The sequence below is a fragment of the Ruegeria sp. E1 genome (genome assembly GCF_056534225.1).
Genome location: NZ_JBQFPE010000006.1, coordinates 101,152 through 116,706, shown reverse-complemented (window position 1 = coordinate 116,706; position 15,555 = coordinate 101,152). Strand labels below are relative to the sequence as shown.

The 15,555-nt window shown below is 58.5% G+C and carries 17 protein-coding genes and 1 tRNA gene; 12 read left to right on the top strand and 6 right to left on the bottom strand.

Annotation, left to right across the window (positions count from 1 at the left end):
• Positions 1–9 precede the first annotated feature (9 nt).
• From paaB to ACR0FG_RS09250, 5 genes are all read left to right on the top strand, one after another.
• A complete protein-coding gene (paaB, locus tag ACR0FG_RS09270) occupies positions 10–294 on the top strand; it encodes a 1,2-phenylacetyl-CoA epoxidase subunit PaaB (protein ID WP_480892302.1) in 285 nt (94 codons plus the stop codon).
• Positions 294–1,052, top strand: coding sequence for a 1,2-phenylacetyl-CoA epoxidase subunit PaaC (gene paaC / locus ACR0FG_RS09265; protein WP_480892299.1), 759 nt, complete (start codon positions 294–296; stop codon positions 1,050–1,052). Before paaB ends, paaC begins: the two co-directional genes overlap by 1 nt.
• Before the next feature lie 96 nt (positions 1,053–1,148).
• Positions 1,149–1,607 (top strand): 1,2-phenylacetyl-CoA epoxidase subunit PaaD, encoded by a 459-nt coding sequence (gene paaD, locus ACR0FG_RS09260; protein WP_480892297.1) that lies wholly within the window; start codon positions 1,149–1,151, stop codon positions 1,605–1,607.
• A 14-nt stretch (positions 1,608–1,621) separates the two neighbouring features.
• A complete protein-coding gene (locus ACR0FG_RS09255; protein WP_480892295.1) occupies positions 1,622–2,695 on the top strand; it encodes a 2Fe-2S iron-sulfur cluster-binding protein in 1,074 nt (357 codons plus the stop codon).
• A gap of 13 nt (positions 2,696–2,708) precedes the next feature.
• Positions 2,709–3,467 carry a Phenylacetic acid catabolic protein gene (locus ACR0FG_RS09250; protein WP_480892292.1) on the top strand — a complete coding sequence of 253 codons (759 nt, stop codon included), beginning with the start codon at positions 2,709–2,711 and terminating at the stop codon, positions 3,465–3,467.
• Between the two features lie 3 nt (positions 3,468–3,470).
• Here ACR0FG_RS09250 and ACR0FG_RS09245 read toward each other — a convergent pair whose 3' ends face one another.
• From ACR0FG_RS09245 to paaG, 5 genes are all read right to left on the bottom strand, one after another.
• Entirely contained in the window at positions 3,471–3,686 is a 216-nt protein-coding gene (locus ACR0FG_RS09245; RefSeq protein ID WP_480892289.1) for a hypothetical protein, read from the bottom strand.
• Positions 3,687–3,760: 74 nt separating this feature from the next.
• On the bottom strand, positions 3,761–4,357 hold the full coding sequence (locus ACR0FG_RS09240) for a TetR/AcrR family transcriptional regulator (RefSeq protein ID WP_170713239.1): 597 nt from the start codon (positions 4,355–4,357) through the stop codon (positions 3,761–3,763).
• Positions 4,358–4,378: 21 nt separating this feature from the next.
• Positions 4,379–5,686 (bottom strand): phenylacetate--CoA ligase PaaK, encoded by a 1,308-nt coding sequence (paaK, locus tag ACR0FG_RS09235; protein ID WP_480892286.1) that lies wholly within the window; start codon positions 5,684–5,686, stop codon positions 4,379–4,381.
• A complete protein-coding gene (paaI, locus tag ACR0FG_RS09230) occupies positions 5,686–6,123 on the bottom strand; it encodes a hydroxyphenylacetyl-CoA thioesterase PaaI (RefSeq protein WP_480892283.1) in 438 nt (145 codons plus the stop codon). Before paaI ends, paaK begins: the two co-directional genes overlap by 1 nt.
• A gap of 1 nt (position 6,124) precedes the next feature.
• A complete protein-coding gene (paaG, locus tag ACR0FG_RS09225; protein ID WP_480892281.1) occupies positions 6,125–6,910 on the bottom strand; it encodes a 2-(1,2-epoxy-1,2-dihydrophenyl)acetyl-CoA isomerase PaaG in 786 nt (261 codons plus the stop codon).
• Positions 6,911–7,111: 201 nt separating this feature from the next.
• Between paaG and ACR0FG_RS09220 the strand changes: the two genes are divergently transcribed.
• From ACR0FG_RS09220 to ACR0FG_RS09190, 7 genes are all read left to right on the top strand, one after another.
• A complete protein-coding gene (locus ACR0FG_RS09220; protein ID WP_480892278.1) occupies positions 7,112–8,131 on the top strand; it encodes a TRAP transporter substrate-binding protein in 1,020 nt (339 codons plus the stop codon).
• A 52-nt stretch (positions 8,132–8,183) separates the two neighbouring features.
• Entirely contained in the window at positions 8,184–8,690 is a 507-nt protein-coding gene (locus ACR0FG_RS09215; RefSeq protein ID WP_480892276.1) for a TRAP transporter small permease, read from the top strand.
• A complete protein-coding gene (locus ACR0FG_RS09210; RefSeq protein ID WP_480892273.1) occupies positions 8,687–10,039 on the top strand; it encodes a TRAP transporter large permease in 1,353 nt (450 codons plus the stop codon). Before ACR0FG_RS09215 ends, ACR0FG_RS09210 begins: the two co-directional genes overlap by 4 nt.
• Positions 10,040–10,065: 26 nt before the next feature.
• On the top strand, positions 10,066–12,090 hold the full coding sequence (gene paaZ / locus ACR0FG_RS09205) for a phenylacetic acid degradation bifunctional protein PaaZ (protein WP_480892271.1): 2,025 nt from the start codon (positions 10,066–10,068) through the stop codon (positions 12,088–12,090).
• A gap of 59 nt (positions 12,091–12,149) precedes the next feature.
• On the top strand, positions 12,150–12,953 hold the full coding sequence (locus ACR0FG_RS09200; protein WP_480892268.1) for a PaaX family transcriptional regulator C-terminal domain-containing protein: 804 nt from the start codon (positions 12,150–12,152) through the stop codon (positions 12,951–12,953).
• Between the two features lie 129 nt (positions 12,954–13,082).
• Positions 13,083–14,030, top strand: coding sequence for an alpha/beta fold hydrolase (locus tag ACR0FG_RS09195; RefSeq protein ID WP_480892265.1), 948 nt, complete (start codon positions 13,083–13,085; stop codon positions 14,028–14,030).
• 98 nt (positions 14,031–14,128) lie between these two features.
• Positions 14,129–14,205 (top strand) — tRNA-Met (locus tag ACR0FG_RS09190).
• Positions 14,206–14,571: 366 nt separating this feature from the next.
• Here the strand turns inward: ACR0FG_RS09190 and ACR0FG_RS09185 are convergent.
• A complete protein-coding gene (locus ACR0FG_RS09185) occupies positions 14,572–15,516 on the bottom strand; it encodes a substrate-binding domain-containing protein (RefSeq protein WP_480892263.1) in 945 nt (314 codons plus the stop codon).
• Positions 15,517–15,555: the final 39 nt, after the last annotated feature.

Genomic DNA, 15,555 nt, shown 5'->3' with positions numbered 1-15,555 from the left:
GGACACACTATGAGCAATGAATGGCCCCTGTGGGAAATCTTTATCCGCGGTCAGCATGGGTTAAGCCACCGCCATGTTGGCTCACTGCATGCACCGGACGCAGAGATGGCGATCAAGAATGCCCGCGATGTTTACACGCGCCGCAACGAAGGCGTGTCGATCTGGGTGGTCGAGGCCAACAACATCGCCGCCTCATCACCCAGCGACAAGGGCCCGCTTTATGAACCCAGCGAAAGCAAGGTCTATCGCCACCCGACATTCTTCGACATCCCTGACGAAGTGGGGGCGATGTGATGACACGGGATGAAGCGTTTCAGCAGTTCCTGCTGCGGATGGGAGACAACACCCTAATCCTTGGCCATCGCGTCAGCGAATGGTGCGGTCATGCACCGGTACTGGAAGAAGACATCGCGCTGGCCAACACAGCGCTGGACCTGATCGGCCAGACCCAGATGTGGCTGGGCCTTGCCGGAGAGGTCAGCGGTGGCCAAAGCGCCGATGATCTGGCCTTTCTGCGCGACGCATGGGATTTCCGCAACGTGCTGCTGGTAGAGGCGCCGAATGGGGATTTCGGGCGCACGCTGATGCGTCAGTTCCTGTTCGATGCGTGGCATTCGATCATGCTGGGGCGTCTGATGAAATCCTCGGATGAACGGGTCGCTGCGATTGCCGCGAAGGCCAGCAAAGAGGTCAGCTATCACCTTGAACGCTCGGGCGACACGGTTGTGGGCTTGGGCGACGGGACCGAGGAAAGCCATACGCGGATGCAAGAAGCGCTGGACTATCTGTGGCCTTACGTTGGCGAGATGTTTGCCGGCGATGCGGTGGATGCCGAGATGGTCAAAGCCGGGATCGCGCCCAATCCGGCTGATTTGCGCGAGGAGTACGACGCGCTGGTCGGGCGGGTTCTGACCGAAGCCACGTTGATCATTCCCGACAGCCGCTTTGCCCACAAAGGCGGGCGCGATGGGCAGATGCATACGGAACATCTGGGCCACCTTCTGACGCAGATGCAGTGGTTACAACGCGCCTATCCCGGCGCGAAATGGTGACGCTGGATTGATTTCTTCAAAAGAAATCAAACAGGAATTTTTTCAAAATTCCGCACCCAGGTTGCCACCCGCACAACAAGCAAGGCACGCGAAACGATGCAGGCAAGCATAAAACAGATCTGGACATGGCTGGATGCCGTTCCCGACCCCGAGATCCCGGTGATCTCGGTCGTTGATCTGGGCATCGTGCGCGACGTGCGCTGGGATGGCGACATATTGAAGGTGACGGTCACGCCAACATATTCGGGCTGTCCGGCGACCTCGGTCATCAGCATGGACATCGAAACCGCCCTGCGCGATCACGGCATTGACGATCTGCAGATCGAAACCAGCATCGCCCCTGCCTGGACCACCGATTGGCTCAGCAACAAAGGCCGCGCCAAACTGGAAGAATACGGCATCGCCCCACCCCAGCCCGCAGGCGGCCCCGAACGCTGCCCGCTCTGCCACAGCAGAGCGGTTGAAAAGGTCAGCCAGTTCGGCTCGACCCCGTGCAAGGCGCATTGGCGCTGCACCGACTGCCTGGAACCTTTTGACTATTTCAAGTGCATCTGAGGGAGGATCACCGGATGGCACGCTTTCACGATCTGCAAGTCACCGATATTCACAAGACCATCCGCGACGCGGTGGTGGTGACGCTGAAACCGGTGAACGGCTCGGCCAGCGAATTCGAGTTCACGCAGGGCCAGTATCTGACCTTCCGCCGTGAATTCGATGGCGAGGAACTGCGCCGCTCCTACTCGATTTGCGCGGGCAAGGATGACGGTATTCTGCAGGTTGGGATCAAACGGGTCGAGGGTGGTGCGTTCTCGACATGGGCCAATACGGACCTCAAGATCGGCGATACCTTGCAGGCGATGCCGCCGATGGGCAGCTTTCATACCGCTATCGATCCGGCTGCTGAAAAGCAATATCTGGGCTTCGCGGGCGGGTCGGGCATAACGCCGGTTCTGTCGATCCTGAAAACCACGCTTGCCCGCGAACCGCAGTCCCGGTTCACGCTGATCTATGCCAACAAGGGCATCAACACGATCATGTTCCGCGAGGAGCTTGAGGATCTCAAGAACCAGTATATGGGCCGCCTGAACGTGATCCATATTCTGGAGACCGACGCGCAGGATATCGATCTGTTCACCGGGCTGGTCACGCAGGAAAAATGCGCTGATCTGTTTCGGCACTGGGTCGATATCGACAATGTTGACACGGCGTTCATCTGCGGTCCCGAGCCGATGATGCTGGGTATCGCTGCAGCGCTGCGCGCCCATGGTTTGGGCGATGACCAGATCAGGTTCGAACTGTTCGCCAGTGCCCAGCCGGGTCGGGCGAAACGCAAGACCGGTCCTGTGGATGCAGCGTCGCAGGCCAATCAGACATCGGCCTCGATTACCCTGGACGGTGCCACGCAAACCGTCACCCTGCCCAAGGATCGAACCATACTCGAAGCCGCACTGGAAAACGCCATGGACGCGCCTTATGCCTGCAAGGCCGGGGTCTGTTCAACCTGCCGCTGCAAGGTGCTAGAGGGCGATGTCGAGATGGTCGCCAACCATGCGCTTGAGGATTACGAGGTCGAAAAGGGCTATGTCCTGAGTTGTCAGGCCTATCCGATTACCGACCGCGTCGTTGTCGACTACGACCAGTGAACGGAGAGAGCTTATGTCTGACACCATGACCATCGAAAGCTATCTGGCCGCTGGCGGAGTTCTGACCAACCCAACCAATGTGCCACCGCGTTATCGAGCGGAACTGATGAAGCTGATGGCGACTTTTGTCGACAGCGAATTGGCCGGGGCCGCCGGGTTTGCTGATGTCATCAATGAGGGGCCTGGGATCAAGGAACGCATCGCCGCTGCACGGATCGTGCTTGAGAAAACCGACAATGCCGACCGCGTCCTGAAAATCATGGGCGAGTTTGGCGCCGATACCGAGCGATACGCCACGCATCACCCATGGACGGCCCGTCTGGATCGCGACGCGGATATCGGCGCGGTCCGCAGCGAACATGACATGCGACTGGCGGTATTTAACTATCCAATCGAAGGTTGGACCGATGCGGTCATTATGAACCTGTTGATGAGCTGTGCCGTGGCCGAACAGCTGGCTGAATTCTCAACGATTTCATATCAGCCGCTGGCCGAAGCCTTCCGCACAATCGCGCCCATCGAGGCGCATCATGGCGAACTGGCGCTGGAAGGCGCGGTAAAGCTGGCCGATCAGGGCGCGGCTGAACAGATGCAGCGCTCGGTCGACTATTGGTGGTCGCGCGTCGCGGCCAGCTTTGGCGCGGGCAGCGCGGACAAGACCGAGGCCCTGCGCAAGTTGGGGCTGCGACGCTTGTCCGGGGCCGAGCTGAAAGCGCGCTGGAGCGCCAAGGCGACCCGCGTCGTGGGCCAATTGGGTCTGAGAACGCCCTGATCCTTATTCGGGGCGCTTGCGGCCGATAAGGCCGTATTTCAGCGCAAAAGATCTAAGCGAGCGGCGCTTGCGCTTTCCGCGCTTCACGCCACGCTTTGCTGCGGCACCACCTTGGCGATTGAATTCATAGACGTCGATGACCTTTTCGGCACAACCGCACGCTTCGCCCAGTCCAACCTTGGCAAAGTAGAATTTTTCAAAGCGTTCCGGGGTGTTCATGGCAGGCCTCCCAAGTCTGGTTAACACCAGATGGCAGGTTAAGCCAAATCACGTCTGCTTGCCCCGCCGCGCCGTTACAGCCCGCGCAGCCCGTCCAGCGTCAGGTCGCTGACCAGTTCGGCATAGTCCGATCGCGCGCTGGCATCCGCGCCCGCGTTCCACATGTAGAACCAGTTCAGCATTCCAAAGACCGACATGGTCGTCGCGCGCAGCCTGGCCGGATCGCTGCCGACAGTGCCGGGGGCATTGCTGGCGATAATAGCGCTCAGGAAGTCGACCAGGTCCTTTTGATATCCGCGCAAAAGCCGTTGTTGTTCAGCGGGCAGCGCAGACATGCCGCTGGTCTGCACCCGGTGTTCGTCGTCTACACCCTGATAAGCCAGAAGGATTTCGCACACGACCTTGCGCAGCTGATCGGGCGGTGCAAGCCCTGCCATGTCCAACCCGCAAATCCCGTCGCGCAGCTGTCTCAGATAGGTGTCGAGGATGTCGAAAAGAATGGCATCCTTGCTGTCGTAGTAGTGATAGATATTGGCCTTCGATATGCCGCATTCCTTGGCAAGCTGCGACATCGAAGCCCGGTCAAACCCTTCCCGTGCAAAAACATGCGCAGCCGATTTCAGAATACGGGCGCGTTTATGGTCGTGGTCCTTTGCAATCGTTCGGGCCAATATATTGTCTCCGGTCCGGGGTCAGGTATTGCGGTTGTCGATAACGCGGCGGGCTTTGCCCTGACTTCGTTCCACTGTACCGGGATCGCCGACATGAATTTCAGTGGAAATGCCAACAATGTCCTTGATCCGCCGCGTCAGCATCCGCGCCGCCGCTGTCCTGCTGAGGTCATCCGCTGCGTCCGGCATCGCTTCGACAAAGACGCGCATGGCATCCATATGCCCCGAACGGAACAATTCGATCTGGTAATAGGGCGCAAGACCACCCGTCGCCAGAACCTGTTCCTCGATCTGGCTGGGGAACACGTTGACGCCGCGCAGGATGATCATGTCATCTGAGCGTCCCGTGATCTTTTCCATCCGTCGCATGGATCGCGCAGTTCCCGGCAAAAGCCGCGTCAGATCGCGGGTGCGATAGCGGATCATCGGAAGCCCTTCTTTGGTCAGAGTGGTAAAAACAAGCTCTCCCATTTCGCCATCTGGCAGGACGTCTCCGGTTTCCGGGTCAATGATCTCGGGGTAGAAGTGATCTTCCCAGATCACCGGGCCATCCTTGGTTTCCACACATTCATTGGCCACGCCCGGTCCCATGATTTCCGACAGGCCGTAGATATCAACCGCGTGCATGTCAAAGGCTTGTTCAACCTCGGACCGCATCGAATCCGTCCACGGCTCGGCCCCGAACACACCCACGGACAAAGAGCATTCGCGCGGGTCCAGCCCGACCTTATGAAACTGTTCGAGAATGTTGAGCATGTAGGACGGTGTAACCAGTATACCGTCAGGCCGGAAATCGGTGATCAGGTCGACCTGCTTGGCCGTTTGCCCACCGCTCATCGGCACGACTGTTGCGCCCAGACGTTCGATTCCATAATGCGCGCCCAATCCGCCGGTGAACAGGCCATAGCCATAGGCGTTGTGCACGATATCACCCCGCCGCAACCCGCTGGCCCGCAGGGACCGCGCCACTAGGTCCGCCCAGTTGTCAATGTCGCCCTGAGAATAGCCCACAACCGTCGGCTTGCCCGTTGTCCCCGATGAAGCATGGATGCGGATGATCTGTTCCCGCGGCACGGCAAACAGACCAAAGGGGTAATTATCGCGCAGGTCATTTTTGTAGGTAAAAGGAAATTTGCCCAGATCGCCAAGCGTTTTCAGATCGTCGGGATGAACGCCCGCTTCATCAAATCGTTGGCGATACATCGGGACATTGTCATAGGCATGGCGCAGCGACCAGTGCAGGCGCTGCAACTGCAATGCCCGGATTTCGTCAATCGACGCGATCTCGATCGGGTCCAGATCCGCCTTGTTCGGAGTCAAATCCTTCATCATTCCCCCTTGGTCTCGTCAAAGACAGTTCCACCAATTGCGCGGGAAAACCCCCGAAACTCGGCAATTTTCACGTCATTCTGATTGGTCATCGTCACATCGTAAATTCCACTGCGCCCGGTCAGGCTTTGTTCAGTCGCGCGTGCAGTCAGACGGTCACCGGTTCTGGCCGGAGCGACATAGCTGATCACATTATGCTGGGCCACGGTCGAACGGTTGCGGCTGTTGCAGGCAAAGGCAAAGGCGCTGTCGGCCAGCATGAAGGTCACCCCGCCGTGGCAAATTCCGTGTCCGTTGCAATGATGATCTTCGATCAGCAACTCCAACACTGCCGTTCCTTCATCAATCTCTATGAGCTCCATTCCAGCCCAGGCCGAAGCCCTGTCACGCCCCCACAAGGTGGCGGCTGCTTTTTCCGCACGGGCTTTGGGTGTCATCTCAGCTCCCCCGAAAGACCGGCGCACGTTTTTCAAGAAATGCGGTTACGCCTTCGGCATAATCCGCACTCTGGCCGCAGGTACGCATTGCGTCGGCCTCGACCTCAAGATGGTCGGACAAGGTGTTTGTCGCTGCACCCTGAATCACCTGCTTGGTCAGGCCCAGACCCAGCGTCGGGCCGTTGGCTAGTTGTTCGGTCAACGTGCGAGCCTCGGCCATCAATTCGGCGTCCGGGACGGCCTTCCAGATCAATCCCCATTCTGCCGCCTGTGGCGCCGCTAAAGGCTGGCCCGTCAGAGCAAGTCCTTTCGCGCGCGCCTCGCCCACCAAATGCGGCAGATGCCAGCTGCCGCCCGTGTCTGGGATCAGACCGACCTTTGCAAAGGACTGAATGAACTTGGCCGATTCCGCCGCCAGAACGATATCGCAGGCCAAGGCAACATTCGCCCCTGCCCCCGCCGCGACGCCATTTACGGCGCAGACCACTGGGAATTCCAATGACCGGATCAGACGCACCAGCGGAGCATAGAATGTGCGAACCGTCTGTCCAAGATCCGGCGGGCCATCCATTTTGGCCGGGTTCCGGTCAGACAAATCCTGCCCCGCGCAAAAGCCCCGCCCTGCACCGGTCAACAGAATCGCACGGGCTGCGCTGTCGCGCGCGCCTTCGATTGCTGACCTGAGTGCGAAGTGCATTTCCTCGGTAAAGCTGTTCAGACGGTCAGGTCGATTCAGGGTAATTTCGACCCAGTTTCCGTGGCTTTGCGAAAGAATCGTATCAGACATTGCCCGTTCGCTTTGCATTCGTTACAACAAACATCTTGCATAAACCGAACGGTTGGTCAATAAATTCCACAACTATGGGCGCCAGCCGCCCGAGCGGTCTTGACGGAAACCCAGTGACAGACCCGACAAAACAGCATTGATGGTTACAAAACCAACAATAACGATGTTCACGACTTGCGCTTTTGAGGAGGAGACCCGGTCATGAAATTAACCAAGCTCACAACATTGTTGGCCTCGGCGACGCTGGCGGTATCTGGCAGTATCGCATTTGCTGCCGACTACACCCTGACAATTTCCAGCTGGGCCCCGCCGACACATGGCATCAACGCCAAGATGTGGCCCAAATTCGTCGAGATGGTCGAAGAGGCAACCGATGGGCAGGTCACAGCTGAGTTGAAACTGGGCATCGCACCGCCGCCCGCCCAGATGGACCTGATCATGGACGGCGCTGCGGATGCGTCGATCATTTTCCACGGCTATCAGCCGGGTCGCTTTGTCACCACAAAACTGATTGAGCTGCCCGGCTACGAGGGCAGTGCCGAAGAGGCCTCGGTCGCTTATTGGCGCGCCTATGATGCGCATCTCAAGGCCGCTGATGAGCATCGCGGTGTCAAAGTCATCGCGCTGCACACCCATGGACCGGCGCAACTGCATTCCAGCAGCCCTGTGACCTCGCTGGACGAGGTTTCGGGTCTCAAAGTGCGAATTCCGGGTGGTGTCGGCGGCGATGTTGGCGCGGCGTTGGGCGCAACCGGCATTCAGGTTCCGGCCCCGAAAGTTTATGAGACGCTGGCCTCGAAAGCCGCAGACGGCGTGGTCATGCCGCTGGAATCCCGCAAGGGTTTCAAGCTGACCGAAGTGGCGCAGAACGTCTATGAAATGCCCGGCGGTCTCTATCGCGGCTCGTTTGCCTTCATCATGAACGAAGATACGTTTGCTGACCTGCCCGAGGACCTGCAAAAGGCGCTGGACGAACAGGTGTTCGGCGAGCCGCTCAGCCGTGAAATCGGCAAAATCTGGGATGAGATCGACGCCACGGGCCGCGAAGCAACCGAAGCCACCGAAGGCAATGCGATCAATGCAGCCAGCGATGCCGACATGGAAAAATTCTCGGCCATCGCCGAAGACATTCGCGGCAAAGTAATTGCCGAGGTTGACGCAGCCGGTGTCGACGCGCAGGCCGCCTATGACATGATCAAATCGGAAATGTCGTCGAACTGATCAACGCCCGGAGCGGCCCGATGGCCGCTTCGTCCTCAAGCCCGAGGTAGTAATGTTCCAATTCATTCGGTTCCTGCGCCGCGCCAGCATCCTGCCGGTGATCGTCGCCAGCGTCGCGCTGTTCATCCTGATGGTGATGACCTTTTGCGACGTTATCCTGCGGTCGGTCTTTAACGCGCCGATTGAGGCGGCGACTGAATTGACCCGCATCCTTATGGCCATTCTCGTGTTCTCGGTCCTGCCGATTGTGTCGACAACAAACGGGCACATCGCGGTTGACCTGACTGATGGGATATTCCACAGGCTGCACCTGTCGCGCATCCGCGATCTGGTGATCTATCTGGTCTGCGGCGTCATGCTGTACTGGCCTGCTCAACGGGTTTGGATTTTGGCTGAACGCGCTCGCGACTATGGGGATGTGACCGAATATCTGTCGATCCCGACCTATCTGATCGGATGGTTCATCACCTTGTCCGTCACCGTGACCGGGGTGGTGATGATCGCCACCGGACTGTTGCGCTTTTTTGCCCCCCACACCCTGTCGGAGCCCGCCAAATGACCGCTGCACTGATTGGCTTCGCAATTGTCCTGATCCTTGTCCTGATGCGCCTGCCCATTGTCTTTGCCATGGGGCTGGTGGGCACGTTGGGTTTTGCCTACGAACGCGGCGGTTCGATCCTGTCCGAGCGCGGGCTGAAGGCCGCCATGTCGATGGTAGGCCGACAGATCACCGACACCGCGCAGGATTATGGCCTGTCGGTGGTGCCGCTGTTCATCCTGATGGGCCTGTTCGTCAACAAAGGCGGTATGGCGCGTGAGCTTTATGCGGTCTCGAACGCCTTTCTGGGACATATGCGAGGTGGCATAGCCATGGCGACGGTTGCAGCCTGCGGAGGGTTCTCGGCCATCTGCGGATCGTCGCTGGCGACCGCCGCCACCATGTCCAAGGTCGCCATGCCGCAAATGCGGCGCTATGGCTATTCGGATGAACTCTCGACCGCCTCGATTGCGGCGGGCGGCACGCTGGGTATCCTGATCCCGCCATCGGTCATTCTGGTCATCTATGGCCTGCTGACCGAAACCTCGATTGGCAAGCTGTTCATGGCCGGGATCATTCCCGGCATCCTCGGCATTCTGTTCTATCTTTTTGCCGTGCGCTGGACCGTCTGGCGCAACCCCGACTCCGGACCTGCTGGGGAACGCGCCACCTGGTCCGAACGCATCCGCGCGCTGGGGTCGGTCTGGGCGGTGTTGCTGCTGTTCTTTCTGGTGATCGGCGGGCTATACGGCGCGTTTGATTTCGAGCCGCTGAACCTGACCTTTTCCCCGACCGAGGCCGCAGGCATGGGCGCAGCCGGGGCCTTTCTGATCGCCCTGTTTCGCGGCGGGCTGACAGTTGGCTCGACCTTTGAAGTGTTGAAAGAAACCTGCTTTACCGCCTCGGCCCTGTTTGCGGTGTTGATTGGAGCGCAGATTTTTTCCAATTTCATCAATCTGGCGGGCTTGCCCGAAGCCCTGATCGCGCTGGTCACGGCTTATGACGTATCGCCCTTTGTGGTGATCCTGATGATCCTTGGCATCTACATCATTCTGGGCTGCGTTTTTGAATCGCTGTCGATGCTGTTGCTGACCGTCCCGATTTTCTTCCCGCTGGTCACATCGCTGGGCTACGACCCGATCTGGTTCGGCATCGTGGTTGTCGTCGTCACCGAGATTTCGCTCATTACCCCGCCCGTGGGCCTGAACGTCTTTATCCTGAAAGGCGTTGTCGGGGATGTTTCCACAGGCACAATCTTTCGCGGCGTCACCCCGTTTTGGGTCGCCGATATCTTTCGTCTGGCACTGATCGTGCTTGTCCCCATCGTGGTCCTTTACCTGCCGCAACAAATGGGCGCACTGGGGCATTAGGCCCTGCTTCAGAACAGGAGGACACCATGTCCCTGCATCAGATCTCCAGCTTTGCCGCCGGTGCGTGGGTCGCACCCGGACCCGGTGCGCGCACCATCACCTCGGCCATCACGGGTGAGCCTTTTGCAGCCGCGGGCAATGATGGTCTGGATGTTCAGGCCATGCTGGATCATGCGCGTAACACCGGCGGCCCTGCTCTGCGCGCTCTGACCTTCCACGACCGCGCCCGAATGCTCAAGGCGCTGGCGCAGGCGATGTCCGAGCATAAACAGGCGCTCTATGAACTAAGCTTTGAGACCGGTGCGACGCAAAAGGACCATCTGATCGATATCGACGGTGGCATCGGCACGATGTTCGTCTTTTCATCCAAAGGACGGCGCGAAATGCCGGATGCGCAAGTGTATCTGGACGGCGATGTCGAACAGCTTTCGCGCAACGGCACGTTTCTGGGGCAGCATATCTGCACGCCATTGCAGGGCGTGGCGATCCATATCAACGCGTTCAATTTTCCCGTCTGGGGCATGTTGGAAAAACTGGCCCCAACTCTGCTGGCCGGAATGCCCGCCATCGTGAAACCGGCAACCAATAGCTGCTATGTCACCGAGTTGGCCGTTCGCGTCATGCTGGATGCCGGAGTGCTTCCCGACGGCGCGTTGCAACTTGTTTCGGGTGGTCTTGGAGATATGCTGGATCGGCTGGACTGTCAGGACGTGGTCAGCTTCACCGGCTCTGCCGATACCGCACTGAAACTGCGCCAAACGCCTGCGATTGTCCGGAACTCGGTCCGGTTCGTGGCCGAACAGGACAGCCTGAATGCTTCGATCCTCGGTCCGGACGCGGTGGAAGGAACGCCTGAGTTCGAGTTGTTTATAAAAGAGGTCGTCCGCGAGATGACCACCAAGGCCGGACAAAAATGCACGGCCATCCGCCGGATCATTGTGCCCGAAACGCAGGTTCAGCCCGTGATCGACGCCCTGTCGGCCAAACTGTCCAAAGTGACAATCGGCGATCCACGTCAGGATACCACCCGCATGGGCGCATTGGTCTCAAACGCGCAAAAGGCGGATGTGTTGGCCAAGGCTGACCTGATCGCATCCGAAGCGCAACGCGTGTTCGGCGACCCGTCTTCGTTCAGCGTTCAGGGGCCGGAAACAGGTGCGTTTGTACCGCCCATGCTGTTTCATTGCAGCGACCCTGACAATGCGCAGCGCGTACATGACACCGAAGCTTTTGGACCCGTTTCAACCATCATGGGATACCGCGATCTGGCGCACGCCACGGCGCTGGCCAACCGTGGTCAAGGCTCGCTTGTCACCTCGCTGATCACCCACGATCCAAAGGTCGCGCGCGACGTAGTTATGGCGGCAGCGGCGTATAACGGGCGTATCTACATCAACGACCGCGACTCCATGGCGGAATCCACTGGCCATGGCTCGCCTCTGCCGCACATGATCCACGGCGGACCGGGCCGTGCAGGCGGCGGTGAAGAGATGGGCGGCGTGCGTGGGGTCAAACATTATATGCAGCGCACGGCGATACAGGGATCCCCGCGGATGCTGACCGAGATCGGCCGGAAATGGGTGCCCGGCGCACCCGAGGTTCTAGAGCCCGCGCATCCCTTTACCCGCAAGTTTGGCGAGCTGAGCATCGGACAGACCCTGCACACTGCCGCTCGCACCATCACGCTGGATGACATTGAACATTTCGCCCAATTCACCGGTGACACTTTCTATGCCCATATGGATGAGGACGCCGCCGCGCGAAACCCGTTCTTCCCCGGTCGCGTCGCCCATGGCTATCTACTGCTGAGCTTTGCCGCCGGGCTGTTTGTTGAACCAAACGAAGGCCCTGTCCTGGCCAATACCGGGCTGGACGGGTTGCGATTTATGAAGCCGGTCGTGGCCGGCGATGCAATCAAAGTCCGCCTGACTGTCAAACAAAAGACCCAGCGCAATGACGACTATGGCGAGGTTCGCTGGCACGTCACACTGACCAATCAGGATGGTGAAATGGTTGCCGAGTACGAGCTTCTGACGATGTGTGCCTGCTGACACATGTTCTGGCGGGGAATGTGTTTTTCTTATTCATGATAATAAGTTAAACTGGATACATGACCAGCCGAGATACGTGGTTCGAAACGACCCTGGCCGAATTGGCAGATCCGCAGGATTTGCGGGTTTGGTCGGTCATCGTCTCTCTGTTTGGTGATCTTGCCCAAGAACCGGGTGCGCAGATTTCAGGTGGTGCGCTGACGCGTATCATCGAGCCCATCGGCATCAAGCCCGAAGCGATCCGGGTCGCCCTGCACCGGCTACGCAAGGATCGCTGGATCGAAAGTGACCGGATTGGGCGTGTCTCAAGACACTACCTCACCGACTATGGGCGTTCTCAATCAAGTGCCGTCACCCCACGGATCTATGCGCGCGATCCGGCACCCGGCAATCAATGGCACCTGTTGATTACCGAAGACGGCACCGGTACCCGAGTGCTTGAGGACATCATGCTAAGCCGTGACTACATCCCGATCAGCCGAACCGTCGCGCTGGGCCGGGGACCAGTTCCCATACAGACCGATACCTTGTTGGCGTTTGAAGTGACGCCGCAGGCCGTCCCTGCGTGGCTGCAAGATCGGCTTTGCCCGACCGATCTGCGCGCCGCGTGCCGTTCCTTTCTGGATGCAATCGATCGTGCGGCACGAACGAGACGGGCAAAGAGTGTCCTGACTCCGGTTCAATGCGCAACGCTCCGAACTCTTCTGGTGCATCGCTGGCGTCGTGTCGTCCTTCGCCAGCCTGATTTACCGTCGATGTTCTTTCCTTCGGATTGGGTAGGTCAGGATTGTCGGACAGCCGTTGCCGACATGCTTGATACCCTACCCCGTCCGGCGCCTGAAATTCTGAACCAGGCAGATTAAAGAAATCAGATTGCCCCAAAGGTCACTGTACCGGTTCGTGAGAACCCGGAACCAGAATCTGTGTGGCAAAGTCGGGATCACAAACATAGAATTCACTGACGCAATGCGCCCGCACCCAAAAGGCCTGACATGACAATCCTGCTGATGATCGCGGTACTCTTCGGACTGTTTTTGGTCCTCATGAACCTCTGGACACGTCGATTGACCCGTCAGGGCCAGGAAGCTGTGCCTCAGCTTGGTCAAATCATGCCAGTTGGCGGCGGATCGATCCACTATGTCGAACGTGGCGACCCACAGAACCCGACCATCGTGATGATCCACGGTCTCTCGGGCCAGCTTCAGCACTTTACCTATGCCATGATGGACGATCTGGCAGACGACTATCACGTGATCGCAGTGGACCGTCCTGGATGCGGCTATTCCACACGTGACACTGCGCAACTTGCGGCCCTGCCTGAACAGGGACGGATGATCCACGAGTTCTTGCAAGCCAAGAATGTCGAAAAGGCCGTACTCGTCGGACATTCTCTGGGAGGTGCCGTTTCGCTGGCGATTGCTTTGGACTACCCAGAAAACACCCAAGCGCTGGCATTGCTATCGCCGCTGACCCAGAAGATGCCGGGAACGCCTGCTGCATTCAAACCGCTTGAGATCCGGACCGAATGGTTACGCAATCTGATCGGACATACCATCGCAGTCCCGTTGGCCAGAAAAACCGCGCCGTTGGTTTTGAAAGATGTATTTGCGCCAGAACCCGCACCTGCTGACTTTCTGGATCGCGCGGGCGGCGCGCTGGGTCTGCGCCCCTCAGCTTTCATTACCGCTTCGCAGGATGTGATCGGGGCCGAAGCCAGCATCGAAGCGCTGAGCAAGCGCTATGCAGAGTTGAAAGTGCCCGGAGGCATCCTGTTCGGTGCCGAAGACCCCGTACTGTCCGCCCATCGACATGGCGCATCCATGACCGAGTATGGCCTAATCTACGAAGAGATGGAGGGGCGCGGCCACATGATCCAAATCACCGCCCATGACGCCTGCGCATCGTTCATACGTAAGATCGCGCAATCCAGTCGGGCCTGATACCACCCCTTCATCGAAATGGCGTAAGAAACCCAGCAGATACAGGCTTTTTCCTCTTGACCCTATCGGGCCCCTCGCTTAAATCGCCTCTCACTCGTGGCGGAGTAGCTCAGTTGGTTAGAGCAGCGGAATCATAATCCGCGTGTCGGGGGTTCAAGTCCCTCCTCCGCTACCACAAATCCCCCCAAAGATACCGTTGGCGACGCCGTGGGGGCGCCGGTCTTCTGTTTCCGGACAACTCGAGGCTCGCGTTTCTCCGAGGTTACTTTTTTTGTCGGCCTCCGCGGCAAAACATCCCGTGCCGTTGAAGAGTCAAAGGCGGGTGGGGATAAAAAGGCAATCATCACAATTCTCTGCGAAAAACAGGAATTCGTCCGAATTCGCAACGCTCCAACCAATCGGGGACTCAACATCTCAAGATCCGGGCCGCAGGTCGATTTGTTCTGGCACGTAGGCACCAATTCACGCCAACGTGCAGTCGATCAAAGCATCCGGCCCACCCAAATGGGCAGGCCGGACAAGATTGCATGAGTGGATTTTCTTAGTCGTAAAGTACGGCCGAGATTTTGGGATCGTCGATATTCGACGCATCATAATAGTAGAAGCCGGTATCGATCAGCGCCGGAACTTCTTCGCCTTTCATGGCGGCTACCGCGGCTTTGACGGTCTCATAGCCGATGCCGACAGGGTTCTGCGTAATCGCACCTGCCATCAGACCGCTTTTGATCGCGTCCTTCTGGGCCTTGCCGCTGTCATAGCCAATGATGACCAGACCTTCGGTGCCCAGTTCCTGTACGCCGTTCACAACACCGATGGCCGAGCCTTCGTTGGTGCCGAAAATGCCGTTCAGGTCGGGGTTCGCGGTCAGAATGGCCTTGGTGACTTCGGTCGACTTCAGGTGGTCACCCTGACCATACTGAACGGTCACAACCTCGATATCCGGGTACTTTTCGGCGATGCGGTTCACGAACCCGTCGCGACGGTCAATCCCGGTGCGACTGGTCTGGTCATGGGCCACAACGGCGACCTTGCCCTTGCCGCCGATCTTTTCGGCCATCTTGTCTGCAGCCAGACCGGCTGCGGCCAGGTTGTCGGTGGTTGCGGTTGCAACCGGGATGTCGCTGTCAACACCACTGTCGAAGGCCACGATCGGGATACCCTTTTCGTTGGCTTGTTTCAGCAGCGGGATCGCCGCCTGGCTGTCCAGTGCAGCAAAACCGATAGCCTTGGGATTGTTGGCCAGCGCAGCAGCCAGCATGTCAATCTGACGGTCAACCATGGTTTCGTTGTCGGGACCTTCAAATGTGATGGTCACATCAAACTCGTCCGCGGCCTGTTCGGCACCGGATTTGACCGCCTGCCAGAACTGGTGCTGGAAGCCCTTCGATACCAGCGGGATATAGATTTCATCAGCAGCAGCCACCGAGGCTGGACCTGCGATTGTGGCGGCACTCAGCGCGCCCAGAATGAAACGACGTGAAAACATGTTCTTCTCCTCCAGTTGGTCGTTTGTATTTGTGTAAAT